Source organism: Gordonia sp. YC-XJ4, from assembly GCF_059511865.1.
This window is the reverse complement of the sequence record NZ_CM183447.1, coordinates 3,251,481-3,276,256: the sequence shown is the minus strand read 5'-3', so window position 1 is coordinate 3,276,256 and position 24,776 is coordinate 3,251,481. Positions and strand designations below refer to the sequence as shown.

23 protein-coding genes are annotated in these 24,776 nt (G+C 66.3%); 12 read left to right on the top strand and 11 right to left on the bottom strand.

Features of this window, described 5'->3' with window-relative positions; all coding sequences use genetic code 11:
• The first annotated feature begins 43 nt into the window (after positions 1 to 43).
• Complete coding sequence (locus tag AC5ZH6_RS14440) at positions 44 to 568, top strand: hypothetical protein (RefSeq protein ID WP_020171011.1); 525 nt, start codon at positions 44 to 46, stop codon at positions 566 to 568.
• Between the two features lie 10 nt (positions 569 to 578).
• On the opposite strand, the gene AC5ZH6_RS14435 is transcribed toward AC5ZH6_RS14440, so the two are convergent.
• From AC5ZH6_RS14435 to AC5ZH6_RS14425, 3 genes are read right to left on the bottom strand one after another with little or no spacing between them, the layout of a single operon-like run.
• A complete protein-coding gene (locus tag AC5ZH6_RS14435) occupies positions 579 to 1,199 on the bottom strand; it encodes a TetR/AcrR family transcriptional regulator C-terminal domain-containing protein (RefSeq protein ID WP_014360247.1) in 621 nt (206 codons plus the stop codon).
• Between the two features lie 35 nt (positions 1,200 to 1,234).
• Entirely contained in the window at positions 1,235 to 2,830 is a 1,596-nt protein-coding gene (locus tag AC5ZH6_RS14430; protein ID WP_026920063.1) for an amidohydrolase, read from the bottom strand.
• Between the two features lie 22 nt (positions 2,831 to 2,852).
• The gene (locus tag AC5ZH6_RS14425) at positions 2,853 to 4,370 is read right to left on the bottom strand and encodes an APC family permease (protein WP_288337286.1); all 1,518 of its coding nucleotides are present in this window, start codon (positions 4,368 to 4,370) and stop codon (positions 2,853 to 2,855) included.
• A gap of 157 nt (positions 4,371 to 4,527) precedes the next feature.
• Here AC5ZH6_RS14425 and AC5ZH6_RS14420 point away from each other — a divergent pair, with 157 nt between their 5' ends.
• The 5 genes from AC5ZH6_RS14420 (at position 4,528) to AC5ZH6_RS14400 (ending at position 8,898) form a co-directional block, all read left to right on the top strand.
• The gene (locus AC5ZH6_RS14420; protein WP_193361532.1) at positions 4,528 to 5,622 is read left to right on the top strand and encodes an isocitrate/isopropylmalate dehydrogenase family protein; all 1,095 of its coding nucleotides are present in this window, start codon (positions 4,528 to 4,530) and stop codon (positions 5,620 to 5,622) included.
• Positions 5,623 to 5,747: 125 nt separating this feature from the next.
• A complete protein-coding gene (locus AC5ZH6_RS14415) occupies positions 5,748 to 6,677 on the top strand; it encodes an ABC transporter substrate-binding protein (protein WP_026920064.1) in 930 nt (309 codons plus the stop codon).
• A 1-nt stretch (position 6,678) separates the two neighbouring features.
• Positions 6,679 to 7,647: an amino acid ABC transporter permease gene (locus AC5ZH6_RS14410; RefSeq protein WP_014360242.1), complete on the top strand. Its 969-nt coding sequence runs from the start codon at positions 6,679 to 6,681 to the stop codon at positions 7,645 to 7,647.
• A complete protein-coding gene (locus AC5ZH6_RS14405) occupies positions 7,634 to 8,416 on the top strand; it encodes an amino acid ABC transporter ATP-binding protein (RefSeq protein ID WP_020171012.1) in 783 nt (260 codons plus the stop codon). Before AC5ZH6_RS14410 ends, AC5ZH6_RS14405 begins: the two co-directional genes overlap by 14 nt.
• Before the next feature lie 26 nt (positions 8,417 to 8,442).
• Positions 8,443 to 8,898, top strand: coding sequence for a nitroreductase/quinone reductase family protein (locus AC5ZH6_RS14400; protein ID WP_014360240.1), 456 nt, complete (start codon positions 8,443 to 8,445; stop codon positions 8,896 to 8,898).
• Positions 8,899 to 8,924: 26 nt separating this feature from the next.
• On the opposite strand, the gene AC5ZH6_RS14395 is transcribed toward AC5ZH6_RS14400, so the two are convergent.
• Together AC5ZH6_RS14395 and AC5ZH6_RS14390 are read right to left on the bottom strand one after the other, a co-directional pair.
• Positions 8,925 to 9,773: a class I SAM-dependent methyltransferase gene (locus AC5ZH6_RS14395; RefSeq protein WP_094600658.1), complete on the bottom strand. Its 849-nt coding sequence runs from the start codon at positions 9,771 to 9,773 to the stop codon at positions 8,925 to 8,927.
• Positions 9,774 to 9,820: 47 nt separating this feature from the next.
• A complete protein-coding gene (locus AC5ZH6_RS14390) occupies positions 9,821 to 10,381 on the bottom strand; it encodes a 2'-5' RNA ligase family protein (RefSeq protein WP_094600657.1) in 561 nt (186 codons plus the stop codon).
• Between the two features lie 271 nt (positions 10,382 to 10,652).
• On the opposite strand from AC5ZH6_RS14390, the gene rpsA reads away from it, so the two are divergent.
• Positions 10,653 to 12,128, top strand: coding sequence for a 30S ribosomal protein S1 (rpsA, locus tag AC5ZH6_RS14385; protein ID WP_026920065.1), 1,476 nt, complete (start codon positions 10,653 to 10,655; stop codon positions 12,126 to 12,128).
• Positions 12,129 to 12,215: 87 nt separating this feature from the next.
• On the opposite strand, the gene AC5ZH6_RS14380 is transcribed toward rpsA, so the two are convergent.
• Both AC5ZH6_RS14380 and AC5ZH6_RS14375 read right to left on the bottom strand, forming a co-directional pair.
• Positions 12,216 to 13,619, bottom strand: a complete 1,404-nt coding sequence (locus AC5ZH6_RS14380) for a linalool dehydratase/isomerase domain-containing protein (RefSeq protein WP_006373263.1) — start codon at positions 13,617 to 13,619, stop codon at positions 12,216 to 12,218.
• Positions 13,616 to 14,263 (bottom strand): hypothetical protein, encoded by a 648-nt coding sequence (locus AC5ZH6_RS14375; RefSeq protein ID WP_006373264.1) that lies wholly within the window; start codon positions 14,261 to 14,263, stop codon positions 13,616 to 13,618. Before AC5ZH6_RS14375 ends, AC5ZH6_RS14380 begins: the two co-directional genes overlap by 4 nt.
• Before the next feature lie 158 nt (positions 14,264 to 14,421).
• Here AC5ZH6_RS14375 and aztD point away from each other — a divergent pair, with 158 nt between their 5' ends.
• From aztD to AC5ZH6_RS14360, 3 genes are read left to right on the top strand one after another with little or no spacing between them, the layout of a single operon-like run.
• Positions 14,422 to 15,660 carry a zinc metallochaperone AztD gene (gene aztD, locus AC5ZH6_RS14370; protein ID WP_035728949.1) on the top strand — a complete coding sequence of 413 codons (1,239 nt, stop codon included), beginning with the start codon at positions 14,422 to 14,424 and terminating at the stop codon, positions 15,658 to 15,660.
• Between the two features lie 53 nt (positions 15,661 to 15,713).
• Positions 15,714 to 16,619 (top strand): dephospho-CoA kinase, encoded by a 906-nt coding sequence (gene coaE, locus AC5ZH6_RS14365; RefSeq protein ID WP_205741409.1) that lies wholly within the window; start codon positions 15,714 to 15,716, stop codon positions 16,617 to 16,619.
• 36 nt (positions 16,620 to 16,655) lie between these two features.
• On the top strand, positions 16,656 to 17,363 hold the full coding sequence (locus AC5ZH6_RS14360; protein ID WP_006373267.1) for a hypothetical protein: 708 nt from the start codon (positions 16,656 to 16,658) through the stop codon (positions 17,361 to 17,363).
• A gap of 7 nt (positions 17,364 to 17,370) precedes the next feature.
• Here the strand turns inward: AC5ZH6_RS14360 and AC5ZH6_RS14355 are convergent, their stop codons facing one another.
• The gene (locus AC5ZH6_RS14355) at positions 17,371 to 17,937 is read right to left on the bottom strand and encodes a ribonuclease FAU-1 family protein (RefSeq protein WP_006373268.1); all 567 of its coding nucleotides are present in this window, start codon (positions 17,935 to 17,937) and stop codon (positions 17,371 to 17,373) included.
• Positions 17,938 to 18,013: 76 nt separating this feature from the next.
• Between AC5ZH6_RS14355 and uvrB the strand changes: the two genes are divergently transcribed.
• Together uvrB and AC5ZH6_RS14345 are read left to right on the top strand one after the other, a co-directional pair.
• Positions 18,014 to 20,176 (top strand): excinuclease ABC subunit UvrB, encoded by a 2,163-nt coding sequence (gene uvrB / locus AC5ZH6_RS14350; protein WP_020171021.1) that lies wholly within the window; start codon positions 18,014 to 18,016, stop codon positions 20,174 to 20,176.
• 136 nt (positions 20,177 to 20,312) lie between these two features.
• Complete coding sequence (locus tag AC5ZH6_RS14345) at positions 20,313 to 20,756, top strand: universal stress protein (RefSeq protein WP_006373270.1); 444 nt, start codon at positions 20,313 to 20,315, stop codon at positions 20,754 to 20,756.
• Between the two features lie 88 nt (positions 20,757 to 20,844).
• Here the strand turns inward: AC5ZH6_RS14345 and AC5ZH6_RS14340 are convergent, their stop codons facing one another.
• From AC5ZH6_RS14340 to AC5ZH6_RS14330, 3 genes are all read right to left on the bottom strand, one after another.
• Complete coding sequence (locus AC5ZH6_RS14340) at positions 20,845 to 23,196, bottom strand: HelD family protein (protein WP_006373271.1); 2,352 nt, start codon at positions 23,194 to 23,196, stop codon at positions 20,845 to 20,847.
• Positions 23,193 to 23,795 carry a hypothetical protein gene (locus AC5ZH6_RS14335; RefSeq protein ID WP_006373272.1) on the bottom strand — a complete coding sequence of 201 codons (603 nt, stop codon included), beginning with the start codon at positions 23,793 to 23,795 and terminating at the stop codon, positions 23,193 to 23,195. The genes AC5ZH6_RS14340 and AC5ZH6_RS14335 overlap by 4 nt, the downstream gene beginning before the upstream one ends.
• Positions 23,796 to 23,914: 119 nt before the next feature.
• Positions 23,915 to 24,769 carry a DoxX family protein gene (locus tag AC5ZH6_RS14330; RefSeq protein ID WP_020171023.1) on the bottom strand — a complete coding sequence of 285 codons (855 nt, stop codon included), beginning with the start codon at positions 24,767 to 24,769 and terminating at the stop codon, positions 23,915 to 23,917.
• Positions 24,770 to 24,776 lie beyond the last annotated feature (7 nt).

Genomic DNA, 24,776 nt, shown 5'->3' with positions numbered 1-24,776 from the left:
CACCCTCCGACGATGATGAACAAGCGACGATCACGAGTAGCGCATGTATGACGACCGGCGTCCGTCCCGACCGCCGTGGGTGGTCCCGGTCGTGGTGGGTTGTGTCGTCGGTCTGATCGCCGTCGCGGCAGTCATCGTGGGACTCAAACTGTCCGGGGGTCAATGGAATACGGGTCCGAGTACGGCCGCAGGCTCGACGGCTCCGACGATCGTCGTCACTCAGACGACGACCGAGTCGGCCACACCGACCGAGACCACCCCCGACGACACAACACCCGAGGACACCACACCCCAGGGCAGCGAGCCGAGCGACGCACCGACCCCATCGCTTCCGGTGCCACCGGTCGCCGACACCGTCTGGTACGCGCAGTTCGGTGCGTTCGGCAGCTATCGGCGGGCCGAACAAGCCCGCGACAACCATTACGGTTCGTTGATCCTGCCCGGTGAGATGCTCGGATCGGGCAGTCGCTACGTGGTGGCCCGTCCCGCCGAGTCGCGCACCGACGCCGAAGACGTCTGCGCGCACTTCGACTCCGGATCGTGCGTGGTCAAGCAACGCGTCGAGTGACGCGGGTGGGTCAACGCGTTTCCTGAAGCAGCCGACGTTCCAGCGCGTCGAGTAACAGGCCGAGCCCGAAATCGAAGGCCGCATCGGCGCGTTCGCGACCGCTCGGGGCGGCGGCGACCGCTCGGGCGAGCGCACTGTTGTCGGCGAGGGACGCGACCGACCAGACCGTCGCCGGTGCCGCGGCGTCGAGTGCCGAGCCGAGCGCGAAGGTGTCGAGGAGCGTGATGAGGTGCAGGATCTCCGTGTCGGCGAATCCGGCTGCCCTGAGACATCGCGCGAGGTGGTCGTAGCTGTTCAGAATCGCCGGAGCCTCGACCGTCTGCCCGGTCAGCGCACGCACCAGCGCCGGATGCGCCCCGAACGCGTCCCGGTAGGTGCGCACCCACGTCGTGACCGCCGCACGCCAGCCGCCGGACCAGTCGACGTCGTCGGCCATCGCCACCGCGATGGTTCCGCGCACCAGCTCGAGCACCTCTTCGCGTCCGGAGACGTGGTGGTAGAGCGAGGAGACCGCCACGCCCAGCCGTTTGGCCAGGCCGGGCATGGTGAAGGTCTCCTTCGCGTCGAGTTCGGCGAGCGCGGCGCGGGCAATCGATTCGCGGTCGAGGAGCGGCGAGGTCGGTCGGGGCACGACGTCAGCCTAGGACATCATCCGGCGCGAACCGATCACGCTCGGAACACAAACCGGCCGTCGACCATCGTCGCAACGACGGGAGCGTCGGCCAGCTCGTCGGGTGGGGCGGTCAACGGGTCGACGGCGAACGCGGTGAAATCGGCGCGGGCACCGACTCCGATCCAGCCGGCGTCGGCAGACCCCTGGGCGCGTGCGGCGTGCGAGGTGTACCCCTCCAAGGCCATCGAGGCGGTCAGCCCCTGCTCCGGGCACACCGGGATCTCGTCGAGATGGCCTGCGCGACGCCGCAACTGTGCGTCGGCGAGGATCTTGCGCGGATCGAACGGTGCCACCGGCCAATCCGATCCGAGCGCCAACAGTGCTCCCGAATCGCGGATGTCGCGGGTGCGGAACGCCCGGTTCGCGCGCTCGGTACCGAGCCGGACCGACCAGTTGTCGCTCTGATCGCCACGCGTGTAGAGGGTGCAGTGGTTGGGCTGCATGCTGGCGACGACGCCGGTCGCGGCGAACCGCGACACGAGATCGTCGGGCAGGGTTTCGATGTGCTCGATCCGATGCCGGACGCCGGTGGGTGTCGCCGGGGTGTCGGCGAGGGTGTCGAGGGCATATCGGATGCCCGCATCGCCGATCGCGTGGGTCACCGTCGGCACCCCACGCGCGGCGAGATAACGGACGGCTTCGCGGTACTCGGCTGGATCGGGCCACAGCGGCGCGGTCGATTCGCCGTGTGCGTCGGCGTGTTCGAGCCACGCGGTCCCGCCGTCGATGGTGCCGTCGATCATGAACTTCACCCCGTCGACCCGCCAACGTCGCCCGCCACGCCTCTGCAACTCGACGATGTGGTCGAGTTGTGCACGGTCGGTGCCGGGCATACAGAACGGCGCGAACCGCAGCCGGATCGGCAGGTCTCCCGAGTCCTCCAGGGCGGCAACGAGTTCTCCGCTGTCCGCCTCGAAATCCATGGCGTTGCCCGAGGTGATCCCGGACTGCGCCATGGCGGTCAGCACCTCGTGCAGTCGCCGACGACGAGCAGTCGCCGGTTCGTTCGGTAGGGCGCCGTCGACGAGCTCGACGGCCTCGAGTTCGAGTAGGTGCCCGGTGGGAATCCCGTCGGTGCACACGATCTCGGCGTTGCCCGCGAAGGGCCGTGGTCCGCTCACCCCTGCCGCGTGCAACGCGGCCGGACTCGCGAGCGCCGAGTGCGCGTCGAAGAGGTAGATGAACACGGGGACATAGTCACCGAGTGCCTCGACGATCGGCGCATGGGTGATCGGCCGGTCGCCGAAAACGTTGGGGTCCAGCCCCCAGCCGAGCACCCACCCGTCGTTTCGGGGTGCAGCGCGTAACGCGACGGCGAGTTCGTCGAGGTTCGTCACCGACGAAAGGTCATGTCCGGCGGTCATCTTCAAGCCGAGTACCGGATGGATGTGCCCGTCGATCAGTCCGGGCGTCAGGGTTGCGTCACCGAGGTCGATGACGTCGGTGGCGCCACCGATCTCGGTCTTGATCGAGCGCGCGTCGCCGACGGCGGTGACCCGGCCGTCCCGGAGGGCGAGCGCCTCGACGGGCGCGCCGGTACGCAGGGTATGGATGGTGCGGGCGAACAGGACGGTGTCTGCCGGGCTCATTTCGGTGGTCTCCTCGGTGTGTTCAGCGTTCGGTGTCGGCATGCGGGTCGTCGTACAGCCCGCCGATGCGATCGAAGATTCGTGGTCGTCGCAGCCGGAAGTACTGGGCCACCGCGATTCCCGCGAGCAGCACGGCACCGACGAGGCCGACCAACCAGGTATTGGTGGTGGAGTCGGCATTGGTGAGCAGATTGATCTTCGAGATCAGGACCGCCAGCGCCACACCGAGTACCACGATGCTGACGATTCCGGCGATGACGGCGACCCGTTCGACTCGCACGAGGCGTTTGCGCGCGAAGTAGGCCACCACGGCGATCGCGGTGATCAGTTGCAGCGCAATGATCCCGACCACTCCGGGGGTGTTCACCAGGAGCAGGAGGCGGTAGTAGGGGTCGGCGCCGGCGATGGCGAAGGCGCCCACGACGACCACGGCGATGACGGTTTGCAGAGCACCGGCGCGCGCGGGTGACCGGAACACCGGGTGGGTGCGGTCGAGATAGGCGGGCAGCACACCGTCGCGGGCCAGCGAATAGGTGTAGCGGGTGATCGCATTGTGGAAAGCGATCTGCGAGGCCAGTGCGCTGGTCACGATGAGGACCGACATGACGTCGGTGGCCCACGTTCCGACGTAATGGGTCATCGCGGAGAAGAACAGTCCCGCAACGTTGTTGGTGGCCGCGGCCTGGACTTCGCGGGCGCCGAAAGCCTGCACCATCGACCAGACGATGAAGCAGTACGCGATGGCCATGAAGCCGACCGCCCAGTATGTCGCCCGGGGGATGGTCCGGTCGGGGTTGCGCGCCTCCGAGCGGTAGAGCGCGGTGGACTCGAATCCCATGAACGCGGCGAAGGCGAAGGCGAGGATGCCACCCATCCCGGGAGCGAACACCGCGGACGGATGGAAGGAGTCGAAGCCGATCCCGTGGGCGCCGCCCTGTGCCAGCACGGCGAACGCCAATATCAGCAGGATCCCGGTTTCGAGGGAGAGCAGCACCCCGAGGAACTTCGCCCCGACGTCGATTCCGCGCCGCCCGACGTACCAGACGATCACGATCGCGGCGAGTGCGAGATAGGGCCACCCGATGGTGATGCCGAACAGGCGGGTGATCGCGTCCTGGGTCTGGATGGCCATCAAACCGTAGACGCCGATCTGCAGGGCGTTGTAGGCGACGACGGCCAACAGCCCGCATCCGAGTCCGACGGACCGGCCGAGACCGAGCGTGATGTAGGAGTAGAACGCTCCTTTTCCGCCGGTTGCCCTGGTCATCGCCATGAAGGCCACGGCGAAGATCGCGAACGCAGCACCGGCAACCAGGTAGGCGACCGGCGCCCCGGCCCCGCCGATGGACAGTGCCAAGGGGGCGACGCCTGCCATCACGGTCAGCGGTGCGGCCGCCGCGATCACCATGAAGGCGATGGCGGGTGCGCCGAGCGCATTCTGTTTCAGGCCGATTTCCGGTGGTGGTGGACTGTCGAGGCCCTCGGGGCGTGCCGGCTCGGGCGGAGTGGCAATCGATGGGGTCGCCGGTTGTCGGGTCATGGGAGTGCTCTTTTCGCAAGCTGTGAGATCTGCGGAGGGTTAAACGAATCAGATTCGGTTAAGAGCATGAGGCACGTCACACCCGCTGTCAACAGCAGGCGTGGATGGGTCGCACGCCTGCCCGTTCAAGGTCGGTTCAGCCGATACGCTCGGTCCGATGAACACAACGAGGACGCGACGACGCATCGGTGTCATGGACGGCGACGGAATCGGGCCGGAGATCGTCCCCGTCGCCAGGGACGTCGTCTCCGCGGCGGGCGAGCTCGCCGGCATCGAATTCGATTGGGTGTCACTGCCACTCGGCGTGACGGCGATCGAGACTCACGGGCGTCCGGTCCCCGAGGAGACGCTCGAGGCGCTCGACGATCTCGACATCTGGATCCTGGGCCCACATGACTCGGCGGGCTACCCGGCGCAGTTCGCCGCTGACCTCACCCCGGGTGCGACCATCCGCAAGAGATTCGGGCTCTACGCCAACCTGCGACCGTGCCGGGCGATGCCCCGTGTCGGCGCACTCGCGCCCGACCTCGACGTCGTCATCGTCCGGGAGAACTCCGAGGGCTTCTACGCCGATCGCAACATGACGGTCGGGTCGGGCGAATTCATGCCCACGCCCGACGTCGCGCTCGCCGTGGGGGTGATCTCACGTGCGGCGACCGAACGGATCGCACATCAGGCGTGCCGACTCGCGCGCGAACGTTCGGGTCGGCTCACCATCGTGCACAAGGCGAATGTGCTGCGACTGACCACCGGGCTCTTCCGGGATGTGTGTCGGGAGGTCTCCGAGCAGTATCCGGGACTCGTGGTGGACGACAAACACGTCGATGCCATGGCGGCCCTGCTGGTTCGTCGGCCCGGCGACTTCGACGTCGTCGTGACCGAGAACCTGTTCGGCGACATCCTGTCCGATCTCGCGGGTGAACTCGCCGGATCGTTGGGCACCGCGGGATCGGTCAACTGCTCCGACACGGTCGTGATGGCGCAGGCCTCGCACGGCGCAGCCCCCGACATCGCCGGACGCGGTGTGGCCGATCCGATCGCGATCATCGCCTCCGCCGCGATGGCGTTGCGGTGGTGGGGAACCCGCCACGACGACAGTCGGATGCTCGCGGCAGCCACGGCCATCGACACCGCCGTCGGTGACAGCGTCGCCGCCGGTGCCCGGACACCGGATCTCGGCGGTACTGCCACGACGGCCGATGTCGGCCGCGCCGTGGTCGATCACCTGAGTCGGCAAGGCCGAACCGGTTAATCTCTCGTAACCAACCGGTGAAAGCAGCTCCGAGGAAGTAAGTTCAGACGGCGGGGGACAGCCCTGTCTTCTGATCGGCCGACCTGCCCCGGAGAGTGATTCCGAGGCGCGAAGGGATAGTTGTGATGCGCGATCTCCGATCGTTCGGCAGCCTACGACGTCTGCCCGGGATCTTCATGTTGCTCGTGGGGGTGATCGCCCTTGTGGTGGCGGGCTGCTCGAACGATGACAACGACACCGCCACGCTGGGTGCCGACATCAGCCCTACCAATGTGCAAGTCGCCAAGAACGAGGCGATCGCTGCGCTCCTCCCCGAAAACGTACGGAGCAGCGGCGAACTCAAGGTTGGGGTGAACGTGCCATATTCGCCCAACGAGTTCAAGGACAGCAGCGGCAACATCATTGGTTTCGACGTTGACTTGATGAACGCTGTAACCAAGGTCCTCGGGCTGAAACCGCAGTACATCGAGGCGCAGTTCGACAAGATCATCCCGTCGATCGTTGCGGGGACCTATGACGTGGGTATGTCTTCGTTCACTGTGAATCCCGAGCGACTACAGCAGGTCGACTTCGTGAGTTACTTCAGCGCGGGCATCCAATGGGCGCAGCGAACGGGCGAGGCGATCGATCCGAATAATGCTTGCGGCAAGAAGGTTGCGGTCCAGTCTCACACGGTGGAAGCCGATACCGAACTGCCCGCAAAGAGCAAGGCGTGCACTGACGCAGGTAAGGACGCGATTGAGATTGTCAAGTTCGACAGTCAGGATCAGGCCACCAACGCGCTCCTGTTGAGCAAGGTTGATGCCATGTCGGCTGATTCTCCGGTGACCGCGTACGCGATCGCCCGATCCAACGGAAAGTTGGCGTTGGCGGGCGGGGTTGCGGAATCCGAACCTTACGGGTGGGCCGTGCAGAAGGGATCGTCGTTGGGGCCAGCCATGCAGAAGGCGCTTCAGTACCTCATCGACAACGGTCAGTACAAGGCCATCGCCGAGCACTGGACAGTCCAAGCCGGGATGATTCAGACGCCGGTGATCAACCCGCCGGTCAGCTGACGTGGGAGCAATCTCCACTTCCGGTCCGTCGCCAATTGACGACGGACCGGGAGAACCGACGGCCATCCAAGCGGTGCCGCTGCGGCACTACGGACAGTGGGTGGCAGCTGCGATCGTCCTGATTCTGGTGGTGCTGTTCGTCTACGGTGCAGCGACGAATCCCGCCTACGGGTGGTCCACCTACGGGAAGTACTTGTTCGACTCTCGGATTCTCGTCGGTGCGGGCTACACGCTGTTGCTCACGGTGCTCGCGATGGTGATCGCCGTCATCCTTGGTGTCCTCCTTGCAATCATGCGGCTGTCACCCAACGTGGTTCTACGGTCGGTGTCGTGGGTCTACTTGTGGATCTTTCGAGGGACACCGGTTTACGTTCAGCTGGTGTTCTGGGGTTTGTTCCCTTCCATATACAAACGCATCGACCTGGGCATACCGTTTGTGGTGCAGTTCGCACACCTGAACATGCAGGATCTGTACTCGGCGTTTCTCTTCGCGATGATCGGACTGGCCCTCAACGAGTCTGCATACATGGCCGAGATTGTTCGCGCTGGTGTGTCCTCAGTGGGGGAGGGACAGACAGAGGCTTCGATCGCGTTGGGTATGTCGTGGTCGCAGACCATGCGCAGAACCGTTCTGCCACAGGCGATGCGAGTGATCATTCCGCCGACCGGTAACGAGGTGATCAGCATGCTGAAGACCACGAGCCTCGTGGTTGCGGTGCCGTTCACTGGCGAACTGTTCGGTGTGCAAGCAGATATCTCTGGTGTCAACTTCCAGCCAATTCCACTGCTCATGGTGGCCTCGACCTGGTACCTCGCGGTCACCAGCGTGCTCATGGTCGGCCAGTTCTACCTGGAGCGCTACTACTCACGAGGAGCGTCGCGACAGTTGACCGGCCGACAATTGAAGGCGATGGCGGCTGCGCAGAACAAGGTGCTCGCCGTCGACGAGGAGAGTGATGAGCGCCGTTGAGACCGCTGCGCCACCGATGGTTCGCGCCGATCGGGTGTGCAAGAGCTTCGGGACCCTGCAGGTGCTCAAGGGCATCAGCCTCGAGGTCGCCAAGGGTGAGGTCCTCTGTCTGATCGGCCCATCGGGATCGGGGAAGTCGACGTTCTTGCGTTGCGTGAACCATCTCGAGGTGGTCAACGCCGGGCGGCTCTACGTCGACGGTGATCTGATCGGGTACCGCGAACGCGGCGACAAGCTCTATGAGATGAGCCCGAAGGATGCGGCCAAGCAGCGGCGCGACATCGGCATGGTGTTCCAGCATTTCAACCTGTTCCCGCATCGCACCGCGTTGGAGAACGTGATCGAGGCACCGACACAGGTCAAGAAGCAGAAGAAGGACGCCGCACTCGCGCGCGCCCGTGAACTGCTCGACCGGGTGGGGCTCGCGGACAAGGCCGATACCTATCCGGCCCAGCTCTCCGGCGGGCAGCAACAACGAGTCGCCATTGCGCGTGCCCTCGCCATGGAACCCAAGCTGATGCTCTTCGACGAGCCGACTTCGGCGCTCGATCCCGAACTGGTCGGCGAGGTACTCGGCGTCATGCGGGAGCTCGCGGCGTCCGGGATGACGATGGTGGTGGTCACCCACGAGATGGGTTTCGCGCGCGAGGTCGCCGACCAGCTGGTGTTCATGGACGGCGGTGTTGTCGTCGAAAAGGGCGATCCGCGTGAGGTTCTCGCGAATCCGCAGCACGAGAGGACCAAGAGCTTCCTGTCCAAACTCCTGTGAGCCGGGCGCGGCTATCCTCGGAGGGCATGACGAATGCGAGCCCGCGGCCACCGTGGTGGTTGAAACCGATGAACAAGGTGCTGATGGCGGTGACGAGGGTCGGGATACCGATCTTCGGTGACGAGGGTCCGGTGATCCTCACCGTGCCCGGACGCACCAGCGGTAAGCCCCGATCGACGCCGATCACCCCGATGACCGTGGACGGTCATCGCTACGTCGTGTCCGGTTTCCCCGGCTCGGACTGGGAACGCTACGCCCGCGCCGCCGACACCGCAACCCTGCGTACCCGTCGGCGTTCGGAAACCGTGCGCATGGTGGAACTCGATGCGGCGCAGGCCCGTCCATTGCTCCGACGGTTTCCCGAACTCGTGCCCTCCGGTGTCGAGTTCATGACGCGGTCGGGTTTGGTCACCGAGGGCACCCCCGACGAGTTCGAGGCGCTCGCCGGTCGGTGCGCGGTGTTCCGGTTCGATCCCGTGTGACGTGACGGCCAGAGGGCTGAACGAAGTCAGCTGTCCGGCTTGCGGCAACAGAAGATTGCGGTGCCCGGAAAGTATTGTCCCCGAAGCGGACTCCATTGACCCCAGACGCGTTCGAGGTCGTCGGGCCATTCCGGCTCCACGATGTCGTCGAGAATCAAACCGGCGGAACGGATCTCACGGACGCGATCACCGATGGTCCGATGGTGCTCGACGTAGGTGATGGTGCCGTCGGCATCGACCTCGGAGTACGGGGTGCGATTGAAGTAGGGGATCGCGACGGTCAGACCGTCGGGTCCGGGGTCGTCGGGGAACATCCAGCGCATCGGGTGATTGATGGAGAACACCCAACGGCCACCGGGCACGAGAACCCGTGCGGCCTCGGCCATCACGCGCCCCGAATCGGCGACGAACGGCACCGCGCCGAACGAAGAGAAAGCGATGTCGAAGGTGGCATCGGCGAAGGGGAGTGCCTCAGCCGTGGCCTGGACGAGAGGAACCGGGGTCTCGTCGAACAGCGCCATCGCAGCCAGCCCGTACCCCAGCATGCGCCGCGAGAGATCGGTCGCGACGACGTCGGCGCCCTGCACGGCAAGCCACCTGGAACACGGCGCCGATCCGCAACCGATCTCGAGCACGGTCTTCCCCCGCACGTCGCCGAGCAGGTGTGCGTCGGACTCCCGAAGATTCTCCGGGCACCACACGAAATCGCCCCCGGGTGCGCCTGCGCCCAGGAAGTCGCCGTGTTCGGCGTGATAATCGGTGGTCTCGGCGTCCCACCACGCGCGGTTGGCTCGGGCGCTGGTCGCCGAGTCGATCGGTCCGAGTTGCCGTGGCGCGCTTCGACCGTCATCGGGGACGGCTGGATCGTCGGTCACGTGGCGATGATACGAAGCGCGGCAGAACCGATGACAGTCGGCGACGTTCAGCAGCTCCGGCCGGCGATCACGTGGTCGACTTTCGCGTCGCCGTCCCATCGGCGCACCGCGGTGATCGTCGCGCTGTCGATGTCGGCGGAGTGGACGGAGTCGAGCGTCTCGAGCGCACGCCCGATCTCGTCGAGTCCGATCCGCCGGGCCACGGTGATGTGAGCGGTCCAGGAGCCGGGTCGGGTGTGGGCGAACAGCGACTCCTGCCCGTGTCGGTCGGCGGTGTGCACAGCACCCGCGCGCACGATCGATGCGTGTACCGACAGCAGCTCGGAGCTGGGCACGATCAGTCGCGCGAGGACCCGGCGGACCCCGTGTCCGAACACGACCACGTCGCCCAGCGTGACGCGAATCGGGAGCCGCATCGCGACGGTGCCCAGAGCTGCGTCGATCTCGGGGGAGATGCGGGTCGCGGCGATCGCGGTGATGTGTGGGCGATTGGTCGCCGAACGGATGTCGGCCGCAGAGGGCAGGCCGGCGTCGCCCAACGCCGCCCATTGCTGGCGAATGTGCTGGTCACAGGCATCATCGAGGAGGAGTTCCACAGAGTGTGCCATCCGGTCATCTCCCGTCGTCGACCACCGCGGGGTCCGCGCACCGACCGGCCGCGGGCGGCATTTGCCCAGCACAATGCGCCTGGAGTAGGCTGATCTGCGCGCGTGTGTAGCATTCTCGCGCGGTTCAGCATGCCCTCACCCGGGTGCCATCGAACGCGATGGCGTGGGTGCACAGGACCCGAGGCCGACACGATTTCGGGAGTGCGCCGACACCGCTGTCCAGCAACACGAACTGTACCTACTACATATCTGTCCGGAGCAACTCACCAATATGCCGTCCTCCACCATCACCTCGCCGCAAGTAGCCGTCAACGACATCGGCTCGGCTGAGGACTTTCTCGCCGCCATCGACTCCACGATCAAGTACTTCAACGATGGCGACATCGTCGAGGGCACCATCGTCAAGGTCGACCGCGACGAGGTTCTGCTCGACATCGGTTACAAGACCGAAGGCGTGATCCCCTCACGCGAACTCTCGATCAAGCACGACGTGGACCCCAACGAGGTCGTCAACGTCGGTGACGAGGTTGAAGCACTCGTCCTCACCAAGGAGGACAAAGAAGGCCGGCTGATCCTGTCCAAGAAGCGTGCGCAGTACGAGCGCGCGTGGGGCACGATCGAGGAGCTCAAGGAAAAGGACGAGGCCGTCAAGGGCACCGTCATCGAGGTCGTCAAGGGCGGCCTGATCCTCGACATCGGTCTGCGTGGCTTCCTCCCGGCATCGCTGGTGGAGATGCGCCGCGTCCGCGATCTGCAGCCGTACATCGGCAAGGAGATCGAGGCCAAGATCATCGAGCTCGACAAGAACCGCAACAACGTGGTGCTCTCGCGCCGCGCCTGGCTGGAGCAGACCCAGTCCGAGGTGCGCAGCGAATTCCTGCACCAGCTGCAGAAGGGCCAGGTCCGCAAGGGCGTCGTGTCCTCGATCGTCAACTTCGGTGCGTTCGTCGATCTCGGCGGCGTCGACGGTCTGGTTCACGTCTCCGAGCTGTCCTGGAAGCACATCGATCATCCGTCCGAGGTCGTCACCGTGGGTGATGAGGTCACCGTCGAGGTTCTCGACGTCGATCTGGACCGCGAGCGGGTGTCGCTGTCGCTCAAGGCCACTCAGGAAGACCCGTGGCGCCAGTTCGCCCGCACCCACGCGATCGGTCAGATCGTCCCGGGCAAGGTCACCAAGCTGGTGCCGTTCGGTGCGTTCGTCCGCGTCGACGAGGGCATCGAGGGCCTGGTGCACATCTCGGAGCTCGCCGAGCGTCACGTCGAGGTTCCGGACCAGGTTGTCGCCGTCGGCGACGACGCGATGGTCAAGGTCATCGACATCGACCTGGAGCGTCGCCGGATCTCGCTGAGCCTCAAGCAGGCCAACGAGGACTACACCGAGGAGTTCGACCCGTCGAAGTACGGCATGGCCGACAGCTACGACGAGCAGGGCAACTACATCTTCCCCGAGGGCTTCGACCCCGAGACCAACGAATGGCTCGAGGGCTTCGAGAAGCAGCGTGAGGCCTGGGAGGCGCGCTACGCCGAGGCGGAGCGTCGTCACAAGATGCACACCGCGCAGATCGAGAAGTTCGCCGCTGCCGCGGCCGAGGCCGAGAAGGCCCCGACGGACTACTCGTCGGCGTCGGAGAGCCGTAGCAGCTCGTCGACCTCGTCCTCGTCGACCTCTTCGTCGGGCGGCGGATCGCTGGCCAGCGACGAGCAGCTCGCGGCGCTTCGCGAGAAGCTGTCGGGCAACGCCTGATCGCCTGATCTGAACAAACGAGTGCGGCCTCTTCCGACAACGGAAGGGGCCGCACTCGTTGGTATGTCCACCTGATCGTGGCCGGGTTCAGACGTGCGGGCGGACCTGCACCTCCAGCCGCGCCGACAGGTCGACCTCGATGATCGCCCGACCGTCGTGGTCTGCGGTGACCTCGTCGGAAATCGCACCGCGCAACGCGTACGTCGCGCTCGGTCGGAGTCTCGAGAGCCGCAGCGCAGTTCGGGTCGGACCGGCTCCGGGCCGCAGCACGAGTTGGAGTGTCGTGCCGTCGGTGAGCGCCTTGGCGACCAGAACATCCGGATAGCCGGCCGAATCGAGGTGAGGGCCGTGGCGCCAGGTGTCGGCGATTTCGCCGGAGGCGAGGTCCCGCATGCCGTCGGGTCTGGTCATGCGTCCCAGCACATGTGCGCAGTTGACCCATGTCGAGACGCCGTGGAGTTTGTGCGCGCCGTGCGGAGAGTGATCGAACCCGATGTCGGCGGCGATCTTCTCGGTGATCGTGTCGGCGACCTCGGTGTCTCCCATCTCGCGCGCGGCGATGAGCAGATTTGCCCACGCCCATCCATCACCGGGCCGATAGGACCCGACGTCGAGGTGGTCGACGGGCGTTGTCCGCAGTCCGATGCGCGTCGAGCGGTCGCGAATGCGTGTCCGACGCAGTGTGTCCCAGGTGTCGTGCGCGAGATCCGGCGTCAAGGCGTTGAGCCAGTAGGTCATCACGGCGTCGTTGGCGATCATCGGTGGGAAGACCAGGCCGAGCGGCCCGCGTCCGAAGACAAAGCGTCCGTCGCGACGCCGGAACTTGTTGTCGAACAACGATTGCCGCATCTTTTCAGGCAGATCGCCGGCGAGATCGCGGTGGTGGAGCCGGTCGTAGGCACACAGTCCCACCATCGCGACGGCGTTGCACATCGGGTAGATCAGGTGCGGCTCACACGGATACAACGTCTGACGACTCTGCCGCATGTTGCGCGCGATGGCCTCGGCGATCGGGGCGTAACCATAGTGAAACGACTTCTCGGTGCTCCACCGCAGTTCCAGGCTTCCCGGATCGTCGAATTCTCCGGTGCCGTTGAGGCTTTCGTAGAGCGCGAGCATCGCGGCGAAGAAGCCCGTGTACATCACGTTGCCGAAGGTCATGGGATCGGGATTCCATCGAAGGTATCCCGCCAGTTGCTCGGTGGCCCAGTACCCCCATACGCGTTTGTCGCACATCTTACGAATGAGATTGGCCTGCGCCTCCGCGAGATAGCCGCCGAATGCCGGTGTGCGCGTGTACTGCGCCATCGACAACGCGTACCCGGCATAACTGAGTTGGTAGCGCAGCGCGCTGCCGCCGATCTGCTCGAGCCGGGTGAAGCCGGTGAAATCGTCTATCGGCTGGAGCGCGAGATCGAGCAGGTACCGCAGCGACGCGAGATCGTCGGCGGACGACTCGGTGACCGCGACCGGCGCGATGCCCGTGCTCACGCCGACCCGACCGGCGTGCGTGCGCGCATGACCGACGCTGCGGCGAGTACTGCGATGAACCCGGACATGAGGACTCCCAACAGGATTGAAGTGATGACGAGGTGCACGGTTGTCGAGCGGAGTTGATACAGGTCGACCAGACGGGTGTCGATTTCGACGACGGTCAACAATGCGCCCGCGATCCCGATCGCCATGACACCGAGCGCCCCGACCCCACGGATGCGCTGCGGCCACCGGAGACCGACGAACGCCGCTGCACCCATGACGGCGACGGTGAGCATTGCCACACCCGAGCAGTGGATCAGCCACACCCAGCCGGGTGCGCTGGTGCGGGCGAGTCCACTGGCCATGAGCGCCACGGTCACGGGCAGCGAAGCGGCCACGCCCGTCGCGATCGCTTGCATCACCGACGGGACCGCAGTGTGGAGTGTGGGGCGACTGTGCAGCGCGGGGCGACCAAGCAGTGCGGGGCCGGCCCTGGGCGGCCGCTCGCAGAGGGCGTCGACAAGGGCCGCGAGATCGGTGTCGTCCGGGGTGCTGCGCACCGCAGTCGGCGCGAAGCCGCCGTCGTCTCGGACGGCGCGCCACGGCATGAAGCGTGAGCCGGCTCCCAGCACGATCACCATCACCAGGCAACACAGCATCGCAGCCTCCTCTCCCGGACGATGGCCGGTGGCCTCGAATCTGTTGGAACAATATATTAAATATGTCTCTACGTTCGTGGAATGCGCCGACGCGCTCGCCAACGTATTCGTGTATGGCATTTTGACAATAATTGTCATCAACGGCTTAGCTGTGCGGCGTGCTCATACAACGGACAAAACTGACATTTTCCGTGGCCGCGCTCACGGCGGTGACCGCAACGCTCGTCGCGTGTGGCTCTGATGGCGGCGGTGACACCTCGGCGACGAGCAGTGCGGCGTCGGGATCGCCGGTCGAACAAGGCAGTGCCACACCGAGACTCGCACTGAGCTACGACGGCGGTGTGCTGGTCTACGACGCCGAGACCTTGAAGCAGGTCGGGGATTTCCCCGTCGAGGGGTTCACCCGACTCAACAGCGCCGACAATGGCCGCAATGTCTTCATCAGCGAGTCCGACGGGTTCCGCGTTCTCGACATGGGCACCTGGACCCGCAAGCACGGCGACCACGGCCATCACTACACGACATCGCCGGTACTCACCGACATGCGATTCGGCGGTGCCGAACCCGGTCACGTCGTGTCCTTCGAGGACCGCCTCACCCTCTTTTCCGACGGTACCGGCGAGGTGAACATCGTCGAACCCGTCGAACTGGCACAAGGGAATGCCGCGTCGACGACCTACCGCACACCCGAGCCGCATCACGGGGTCGCGGTGTCGCGCGGCGACGGCACCCTGGTGGTCACCGTCGGCAACGAGGACACCCGCTCGGGCATCGCGATCCTGGACAAGTCCCGCAACGAGATCGCCCGCAACGATCAATGCCCGGGCATTCACGGTGAGGCCGAGGCCGCCGGGGGAGTACTCACCTTCGGCTGCCAGAACGGCATACTCATCGTGCGCGGCAACGAGATCCAGAAGGTGTCAAGTCCTGATCCGTACGGCCGCATCGGCAACCAGGCCGGCGCGGCCGAGTCCCCGATCGTGCTAGGCGACTACAAGACCGACAAGGACGCCGAGCTCGAACGCCCGAATCGTTTCACCCTCACCGATACTCGGACCGGAACCCTGCGCCTCGTGGACTTCCCGGCCAGCTATAGCTTCCGGTCGATCGAGCGCGGCCCCAACGGGCAGGCGGTGATCCTCGGTACGGACGGCGCACTGCACGTCTACGAGCCCGTGTCGGCCACCGAGACGGCGAGCATCCCGGTCATCGCGGCCTGGTCCGAACCCGACGAATGGCAGTCGCCGATGCCGAATCTGTTCGTCCAGGGTGACCGGGCCTACGTCAGCGACCCCGCGACGAAAACCCTGTATGCCGTTGACCTGTCCACAGCGAAGGTGGCGAACAAGGCGACCCTTCCGGCACAGACGATCGAGCTGACCGGCGTCACCGGCTGACGGTGAGGTGGTCCGGATCACGGTCCCGTGGGCGCGTTTGCCACACTGGGACCGTGATCCGAGTGGGGCTGACCGGCGGCATCGGGGCCGGGAAATCGACAGTGGCCAAGACGTTCATCGAGCGCGGCGGTTTTCACATCGACGCCGACAAGATCGCCCGGGAAGTCGTCGAACCGGGCACTCCGGGCCTCGCGCAGCTCGTCGAGGCGTTCGGCGAGGACATCCTGGCCGGTGACGGGTCGCTGGACCGCCCCGCGCTCGCGGCGAAGGCGTTCGTCGACGACGAGAGTCGCTCCACCCTGAATTCGATCACCCACCCGCTCGTCGGGGCGCGCACCCAGGAGCTGCTGGAGGCCGCGCCCGACGACGCGATCGTGATCCAGGACATCCCATTGCTGGTCGAGGGCAACATGGCCCCGTTCTTCCATCTGGTGATCATCGTGCACGCCGACGCCGAGGAACGAGTGCGTCGGCTCGTCGAGCTGCGCGGAATGCCGGAATCCGACGCTCGTGCACGCATCGCCGCCCAAGCCGACGACGACCAGCGCCGGGCGGTCGCCGACGTCTGGCTCGACAATTCGGGCAGCCCGGAGGCGCTCGCGGCCTCCTCGGTGCGGGTGTGGGAGCGCCGACTCGTGCCGTTCGAGACCAATGTGCGTACCCGTACTCCGGCCGTGATGGACGCCGAACTCATTGCGGCCGAACCCAACTCCTCGACACTGCCCACGCGCATCACCCAACGGTTGTGGGCGTTGGCGGGCGCGAACGCCACGGCCATCGATGCTGCGGCAAGCGGCGGCGCCGATCCGGGGTTCGTGATCACTGCGCGCGACGCCGACGCGTCGGGCGCACTCGCCGACGCGCTTCCGCCGGGGGGATTCGCACCGATCGGAGACGGCCGGTTCGGGTCTGCCGACCCCGGTCGGCCCGCGACGGTGGGTATCCGAACGGCCGGCTGAACGGAATCCTCGACCGGTCGGCGTAGTCTCGCAACAATGTTGCGCGACAACCGATCCCAGTCGCCGGGTATGCCGGTTTCGCGACGTGGGCTACTCGCTGCGGTCGGCCTCGGCGCAGGCGCCGCGGCGATCGCGGGCTGCGCCACGACACCCGACACGTCGGGCAGCGAGGTGACCGCCGCCGCGACGGCGAGATCGACGCCATCGACCTCGCCTGGCGCACCGCTGGTGATGATCGTTCGGCACGCGGAGAAACCGGCGGCGGACACGCACGGCGTCACCGAGTCCGGGGCCAGGGACTCCGCGTCGCTGACGGTCACCGGATGGACTCGCGCAGGCGGGCTCGTCGCCCTGTTCGGTGCCGACGGCCAGCCGCCGCGCGAAGGTCTGGTCACCCCGGATCGGATCGTCGCGTCGGCCGGTGGAGGCGGCGCGAGCCGTCGGCCACTGCAGACGATCACTCCACTCGCCGCGCGGCTGGGCGTCGAGCCGGTCACCCGATTCACCCAGGACGACCTGAGCGGTGCGGCCGCCTTCGTGCGTGGGCAGACCGGGGTGACGCTGATCAGCTGGGAGCACCACCGAATCCGTGGCCTGATCCAGGAGTTCGGAAAGGTCACCCCGAGCCCACGCGACTGGCCCGACGACCGGTTCGACATGGTCTGGCTGCTCCGACCGAGCGAGACCGGCTGGGCACTCGACGAGATGGCGCAGTTGCTCCTGCACGGCGACCGAACGGTCTGAGCAGGACTCAGGGACGATCCAGCCAGAACACTCGCCCGCCGACCGCGGCGTCGAGCCATGCGTCGACGTCATGGCCGTGCTCGGCGGCACCGGCGAGGGCTCGCGTGGCGATCCCCACGGCGGCCACGCAGTCATCGGTGGTCAGCAACCCGGCGCGATGTGCAGCGAAGAGCTCGTCGACGTCGATCAGCTCCAAGGGGGTTCCGGGGACATCGACGAGATCGAGATACCAGTCCACCGAATGCCAGCGGCCTTCGCCGTCGGGGCCGTCGAAAGCACCCACGTCCAGATAGAGTCGCTGACCCGTGCGATGTCCCTCCACGAAATGGAAGATGTTCGCACGGAGCCCGAGCGCGGGGAGCAGCCACGACTCGAGGTGATCGAACCGCGGATGGTCTGCGGTCCGTGACATGTACAACCCGAAATCGGTGACCTCGTACCGTTCGACCGGCCGCACGAAACCCTTGTTGTCGGTGTTGGTCATCGCCGGCACGTCGAAGGTCTCGCGTTTGGGCGGATGGAGGTGCTCGTGAGACGGGACCTCGTGTGACGGGAGACCGGCCGAGTCGGACATGCACCGACCCTAACCGTGCCCGCACCGCTCGATCGCATGGAACACACTTGTCGTAGGGCGCGTTTACCCTGGCGTCATGGCCTTTGCAGCAGAGCGACCGGTGATCGCGCACTCCGAGTACCGCCCGATCGGCGAGATCGAACGCACCGAGGGCCACTTCGAGGTGGTCAGCGAGTACGAGCCCGCCGGTGACCAACCGGCAGCCATCGACGATCTGGAGAAACGGATCGCCGCAGGCGAGAAGGACATCGTGCTACTCGGCGCCACCGGTACCGGCAAGTCGGCGACGACCGCGTGGCTCATCGAGCGGGTCCAGCGTCCGACCCTGGTGATGGCGCCCAACAAGACCCTCGCCGCGCAGCTGGCCAACGAACTGCGCGAGATGCTCCCCAACAACGCCGTCGAGTACTTCGTGTCGTACTACGACTACTACCAACCCGAGGCGTACATCGCGCAGACCGACACCTACATCGAGAAGGACTCGTCGATCAACGACGACGTCGAACGTCTGCGGCACTCGGCCACCTCGAACCTGCTGTCGCGCCGGGACGTGGTGGTGGTCGCGTCGGTGTCGTGCATCTACGGTCTCGGTACCCCCCAGTCCTACCTCGATCGGTCGGTGGAGATCGCCGTCGGCGACGAGATCGATCGGGACGCATTGCTACGGCTGCTCGTCGACGTGCAGTACGCGCGCAACGACACCGCATTCACGCGCGGCACCTTCCGCGTTCGCGGCGACACCGTCGAGATCATCCCCTCCTACGAGGAGCTCGCCGTACGGATCGAGTTCTTCGGCGACGAGGTCGAGTCGTTGTACTACCTGCACCCGCTCACCGGAGACGTTGTGCGGCAGGTGGATTCACTGCGCATCTTCCCGGCGACCCACTACGTCGCGGGACCGGACCGCATGGAGAGGGCGATGAAGAGCATCGAGGACGAGCTCGAGGAGCGCCTCTCGGAGCTCGAACGCAAGGGCAAACTCCTCGAGGCACAGCGGCTGCGCATGCGCACCACCTACGACCTGGAGATGATGCGCCAGGTGGGGTTCTGCTCGGGCATCGAGAACTACTCGCGCCACATCGACGGCCGCGGCGCGGGTACCGCGCCGGCGACACTCATCGACTATTTCCCCGAGGATTTCCTCCTGGTGATCGACGAGTCCCACGTCACGGTCCCGCAGATCGGCGGCATGTACGAGGGTGACATGTCCCGCAAGCGAAACCTCGTCGAGTACGGTTTCCGGCTGCCGTCGGCGGTCGACAACCGGCCCCTGACCTGGGACGAGTTCGTCGACCGCATCGGGCAGACCGTCTACCTGTCGGCAACCCCGGGTCCCTACGAGCTCGGCCAGTCCAACGGTGAGTTCGTCGAGCAGGTGATCCGACCGACCGGACTGGTCGACCCGGAGATCGTGGTGAAACCGACCAAGGGCCAGATCGACGATCTGGTGCACGAGATCCGGGAACGCACCGACCGCGACGAGCGTGTACTGGTGACGACCCTGACCAAGAAGATGTCCGAGGACCTCACCGACTACCTGCTCGAACTCGGAATCCGTGTGCGGTACCTGCATTCCGAGGTCGACACCTTGCGGCGCGTCGAGCTACTCCGACAACTGCGTTCGGGTGACTTCGACGTCCTGGTGGGCATCAACCTCCTGCGCGAGGGACTCGACCTGCCCGAGGTATCGCTGGTGGCGATCCTCGACGCGGACAAAGAGGGATTCCTGCGCTCGACGACCTCGCTGATCCAGACCATCGGCCGTGCCGCGCGCAACGTCTCGGGTCAGGTCCACATGTATGCCGACAAGATCACCGACTCGATGCGCAACGCCATCGACGAGACCGAACGCCGACGGGCAAAACAGATCGCCTACAACAAAGAGCGCGGGATCGATCCGCAGCCGCTGCGCAAGAAGATCGCCGACATCCTCGATCAGGTGTACCGGGAAGCCGAGGACACCTCGGCGGCGGTGGTCGGGTCCGGCCGCAGCGCCAGCCGTGGCCGACGTGCGCAGGGCGAGATGTCCGGTGCCAAGGCCGCCAGCGCCGGTGTGATCGAGAAGCGTGATGTGTCGGCGATGCCGAGAGCCGAACTGGCCGATCTGGTTTCGCAGCTGACCGACCAGATGATGGCTGCCGCACGCGACCTGCAGTTCGAACTCGCCGGCCGCCTGCGTGACGAGATCGCCGACCTGAAGAAGGAGTTGCGAGGTATGGACGCCGCCGGTATCAAGTAACGCAGACGGGCGTGCCTCGCCCGATCGTGGGACAAATCGCCCCGCGGCGCACTAGCCTGCACACCCAGGGCTCCCTAAAGTGTGGGGGATGGTTGCGCCCGCGAAGTGCGGGGCCGAACACGTAGTGGAGGTACGAATGAGCGCATATACCACGGTGGTTGTCGGAACCGATGGCTCGGAGTCATCGATGGCGGCGGTCGATCGCGCCGGAGCGATCGCCGGAGAGTCGGCAAAACTGGTGATCGCATGCGCATATTTCCCCAACGACCGTTCCGCCGGTGAGGTGGCCGACGTGCTGAAGGACGAGGCCTACCAGGTCACCGGCTCCTCGCCGACCGAGGAGATCCTCCGTCGGGCCAAGGAACGGGCGACCAAGGCGGGGGCCACCCAGATCGTGCAGCGCGCGGTCAAGGGCGCACCGGTCGACGCGCTGCTGCAGCTCGTCACCGACGTCCAGGCCGATCTCCTTGTGGTCGGAAACCGAGGACTCAACTCGATCGCCGGCCGCCTGCTCGGTTCGGTGCCCGCCGACGCCGCACGCAAGTCCACCTCGGATGTCTTGATCGTCCACACCACCTAGAGAGCATCTCCTCACAGCCGACAGGGCGCCCCGCTCAGCGGGGCGCCCTGTCGGTTTCCGATGGTGTGGCGGTTGTTCGTGTCCGGGCTCAGGCCGACGGTAGATCTGCGAGCTCCGCGGGCAGGTCCCGGCTGTGAATGACGATCAGCCGCTGCGTGCTTCGCGTCAGCGCCACATACAGGTCGCTGAAGCCCCGGGGCGACTGATCGACGAGCTCGGCCGGCTCGACGACGATGGTGGTGTCGAACTCGAGTCCCTTGCACGTGGTGACCGTATGTAACCGTGGCCGCGGGTCGGCGACCTCCCCGGATGCGTCGGTGCCGGCCTCCGGTGCCTCGGTGACATTGTCGAGTGCCTCGGCGACATTCTCGAGTGCCTCGGCGACCATCGGATGGACCGCATCGGGCACGACGATGCCGGTCAGACCGGTCAGCTCGGGTGCGGTGGCCGCTTCGAGGATGGTCGCGGCCAGGCCACGCGGCTCGGTGCGGATGGCCACGGGCTCGATTCCGTTCCTGCGCAACGACGTCGGGGCGGTGGCCCCCGGATCGACCCGGCTCAGCACGCGCGCCGCGTAGGTCATGATCTCGGCGGGCGTGCGGTAATTTACGGTCAGTTCCCGCAGCTGCCAGCGGTTGGCGACATACGGTGTGAGTACCTCACTCCACGAGGTGGTGCCGGCCAAGTCCCCGGTCTGAGCGGTGTCGCCGATGATCGTCATCCACCGGTTGGGTATGCGTCGCATCACCATTCGCCACGCCATCGCGGAGAGTTCCTGCGCCTCGTCGACGATCACATGGCCGAACGTCCACGTCCGGTCCCCGTACGCACGTTCCGCGGTGGTCGCGCGACTGGTGTGGGTCTGACGTGCCGCGAGCTGTTCGGCGTCGATCAGGTCATAGGCCATGAGGATCTCGGGGTCCAGCTCGTCCTCGAGATCCTGTGGCGCAGAACCGGTGAGGATATCCAGGGCGTCCTGGGCCTCGGCGAGTTGACGGCGCCACTGCTCCTTCTCCCGCGCCTGGGCCTCGGCGGTGCCGTACCCGATCAGCTCGGCGAGCTCATCGAGCAACGGGACATCGGCGGGGGTGAGATCGGACGCGTCCTCGGCGGGGCTTCGATGCAGGGCGGCACGCTCCTCGTCGCTCCACCCGGGCGTGCACTTGCGCAGGGCGGCTTTGTCCGCGAAGAGATCTCGCAGCACGTCCTGCGGGGTCAGGGTCGGCCAGAAGTCGAGCAGTGTCGCCCGGATGTCGGTGTCACGGGACATATCGGCACGGATGTCGGCGATATCGGAGGAACTGAGCATCTGGGAACCGTCGAGCAGGCTCGAGCCGATCGCCCTGGCATGGCGCGCCGCCAGAGCGTCGAGCGCGGAGCGCAAGAACACCGACTGTGCCTGGTTGTGGGCGCGTCGGGAGGACCGTGCCTTCCCGCGGGCGGCCTTGATCAGCTCGCTGTCGATCTCGACCGTGTAACCCTCGAAGGTGACCGGGATCGAGGTGCGCGGCAAGGACTCCCGGGCACGCACCGCACGTTTGAGGACGTCGAGCATCGCAAGTCTGCCCTTCACCTCACGAGTGGTCCGCGGTTCGTCGGCGCGGGCATGGACGTCCGGGAACAACTCGCCGATGGTCGCGAGCAACACGCCCGACTCGCCCAGGGATGGCAGCACCTGGCCGATGTAGTCCAAGAAGTCACTGTTCGGCCCGATGATGAGAATGCCGCTCCGCGAAAGGATCTCACGATGGGTGTAGAGCAGATACGCCGCGCGGTGCAGGGCCACGGCGGTCTTGCCGGTACCCGGGCCACCTTGGATCACGGTCACCCCGCGATGGGTGGAACGGATGATGAGGTCCTGTTCGCGCTGGATCGTCTCGACGATGTCGGTCATCTCACCGGTGCGTGCGGTGTTCAACGCGGCGACGAGCGCCGACTCGTTGACGACATCGCCATGACCGAAATCCTCGGCGGACGCATCGCCGGCGGTCAGGAGCTCGTCGTTGACCGCCTGCACCGAGCGATTTCGGGTGCGGATGTGCCGGCGCCGGGCGACGTCCTCCGGTGCGGCGGGCGTGGCGAGGTAGAACGCCCGTGATAGTGGTGCCCGCCAGTCGAGGAGCAGCGTGGTGTCGGCGTCATCGTCGTCGAGAATCCCGATCCGGCCGATCCGCCGGGTCTCGCCATCCTCCAGATCGAGTCTGCCGAAATACAGATTGTGTTCGGCGGCATCGAATTTGGTGAGATCGTCGACGTACATCCGCTCGTAGGACTCGCGTTCGGACTGCGCCTGCGGCGTCCCGCCGGACTCGCGCAGGGTCGCTGCGAGGCGCTTGCGGGTGGTGGCGCGCATGCGGTCGAGACGTGCGTAGACCAGATCGAGGTGTGTCTGCTCCTCGACGGTTCGGGGGTCGTCGGTGCGTGCGGGTGACGAACTCATCGGGCCTCCGCGCAGTCGGTGAGGCCGGCGTCCTGCACGAGGCGTGCCGCGCGGATGCCCGCGACGAGCCGCGCGGCCCGGTGGGTATCCGCCAGCTCGGCGCATGACTCTGCCGCGTCGGTGGACAGGCTCAGATGAAGGCGTCGGTCCAGCCAGCCGAAGACATCGGCCTGGGAGCCGAAGGGCGCCAACGAGTCCGGGCTGTCGCCGAGCACCCCGTGCCGGGAGACGTACAGGCAGAAGGTCGCGGGGAGCTGGAAACCCATGGATGGTGCCGGCCCATCGGGGCGCAGGGAAAGTGACGTCGAGCTCACGGTCATTCGATGGTAGTTGGGTTCGGTGGAGTCGAGTGCCGCGAGGTGTGCCGGCTCGAGCCATGCGGCGGTGGTGGCCAGTCGGGCGCCTGGTCGGCGATAGGGGGCAGCGGGGATGTAGCCGCGTCGGGCGACGTGCGCCGAGTGGGTGACGTCGAGGTCGGCCACCCACACCCGCACGACTCTGTCCAGGAGGTCGGCGGTGTCGAGTCCTGCATCGACGAACTTGCGGCGCAGCACTTCTGGCGAGGTGTTGGAACCGACGGCGACCACGAGGGTGGCCACTCCCGACGTCGTCGGAGGACATACCGACGACGTCGGGACGACGAGCTCGTCGCACCAGGGGTAGAGATGAGGATCGAGGCTCCCCGTGACGGTGGGGGATCGATGCCGGGGCGGCAGGGTCAGGACACGGCCTTTCGCCAGCGGCGACGGCCGGCCTCCGCCTTGTCCTGTGCGGTCGCGGCCAGCGACTTGGCCGAATCCGCCAACTCCGGTGCGCGGTCACCGATGAGCTCGGCGACCTCGGCGGAGCGGTCGCCGATCTTCTCGGCCCATTCGGTGGAGCGTTCGCGTGCGGCTTCGGCGAGTTCGGGGGCGCGGTCGCGGACCTTGTCGGCCCATTCGGTGGAGCGTTCGCGTGCGGCCTCGGTGAGCTCGGGGGCGCGGTCGCGCAGCAGTTCGGCGGCCTCCTCGGACTTCTCGCCGAGGACCGATGCACCCTCATGGGTGCGTTCGACGATCGAATCCCACGCTGAGGAGCCGGCCTTCGCGCCGACCGGCAGGGCCGCGGTGACCGCGGCGGTCGCGGCACTGGCCTTGCGCTTTCCGCGCCACGCGAGCGAGGGCTTGCCCTCGGTGTCCGCTGCGGCGATCAGCAGTCCACCGGCGAGGCTGACGTTCTTGAGGAACTGTGTGCGCTGGAGGTTGCGCTTGGCCGGATCGGTCTCCTGCCAGAAGGGATGGCCGGCAAAGGTGGTCGGTACCAGCGACCCGGCCAGACCGAGTGCGGCGATTCGCGGGAACTTGCCCGTCGCGAGCAACAATCCGCCACCGACCTGCACGGCGCCGTTGATCCGCACCAGCAACTCGGGGTCGTGGGGGACAGCGGCGGAAACGTTCTCGGGCAGGGCATTCAAGGAACTCTCGATGAAATCACCAGCCATCTCGGCGCGGCCGGTCGGCTTGCGCAACGCGTCGACACCCGACGCGATGAACACGGTGGCGAGCATGGGACGGGCGATACGGCGAAGAATCATCAGTGAC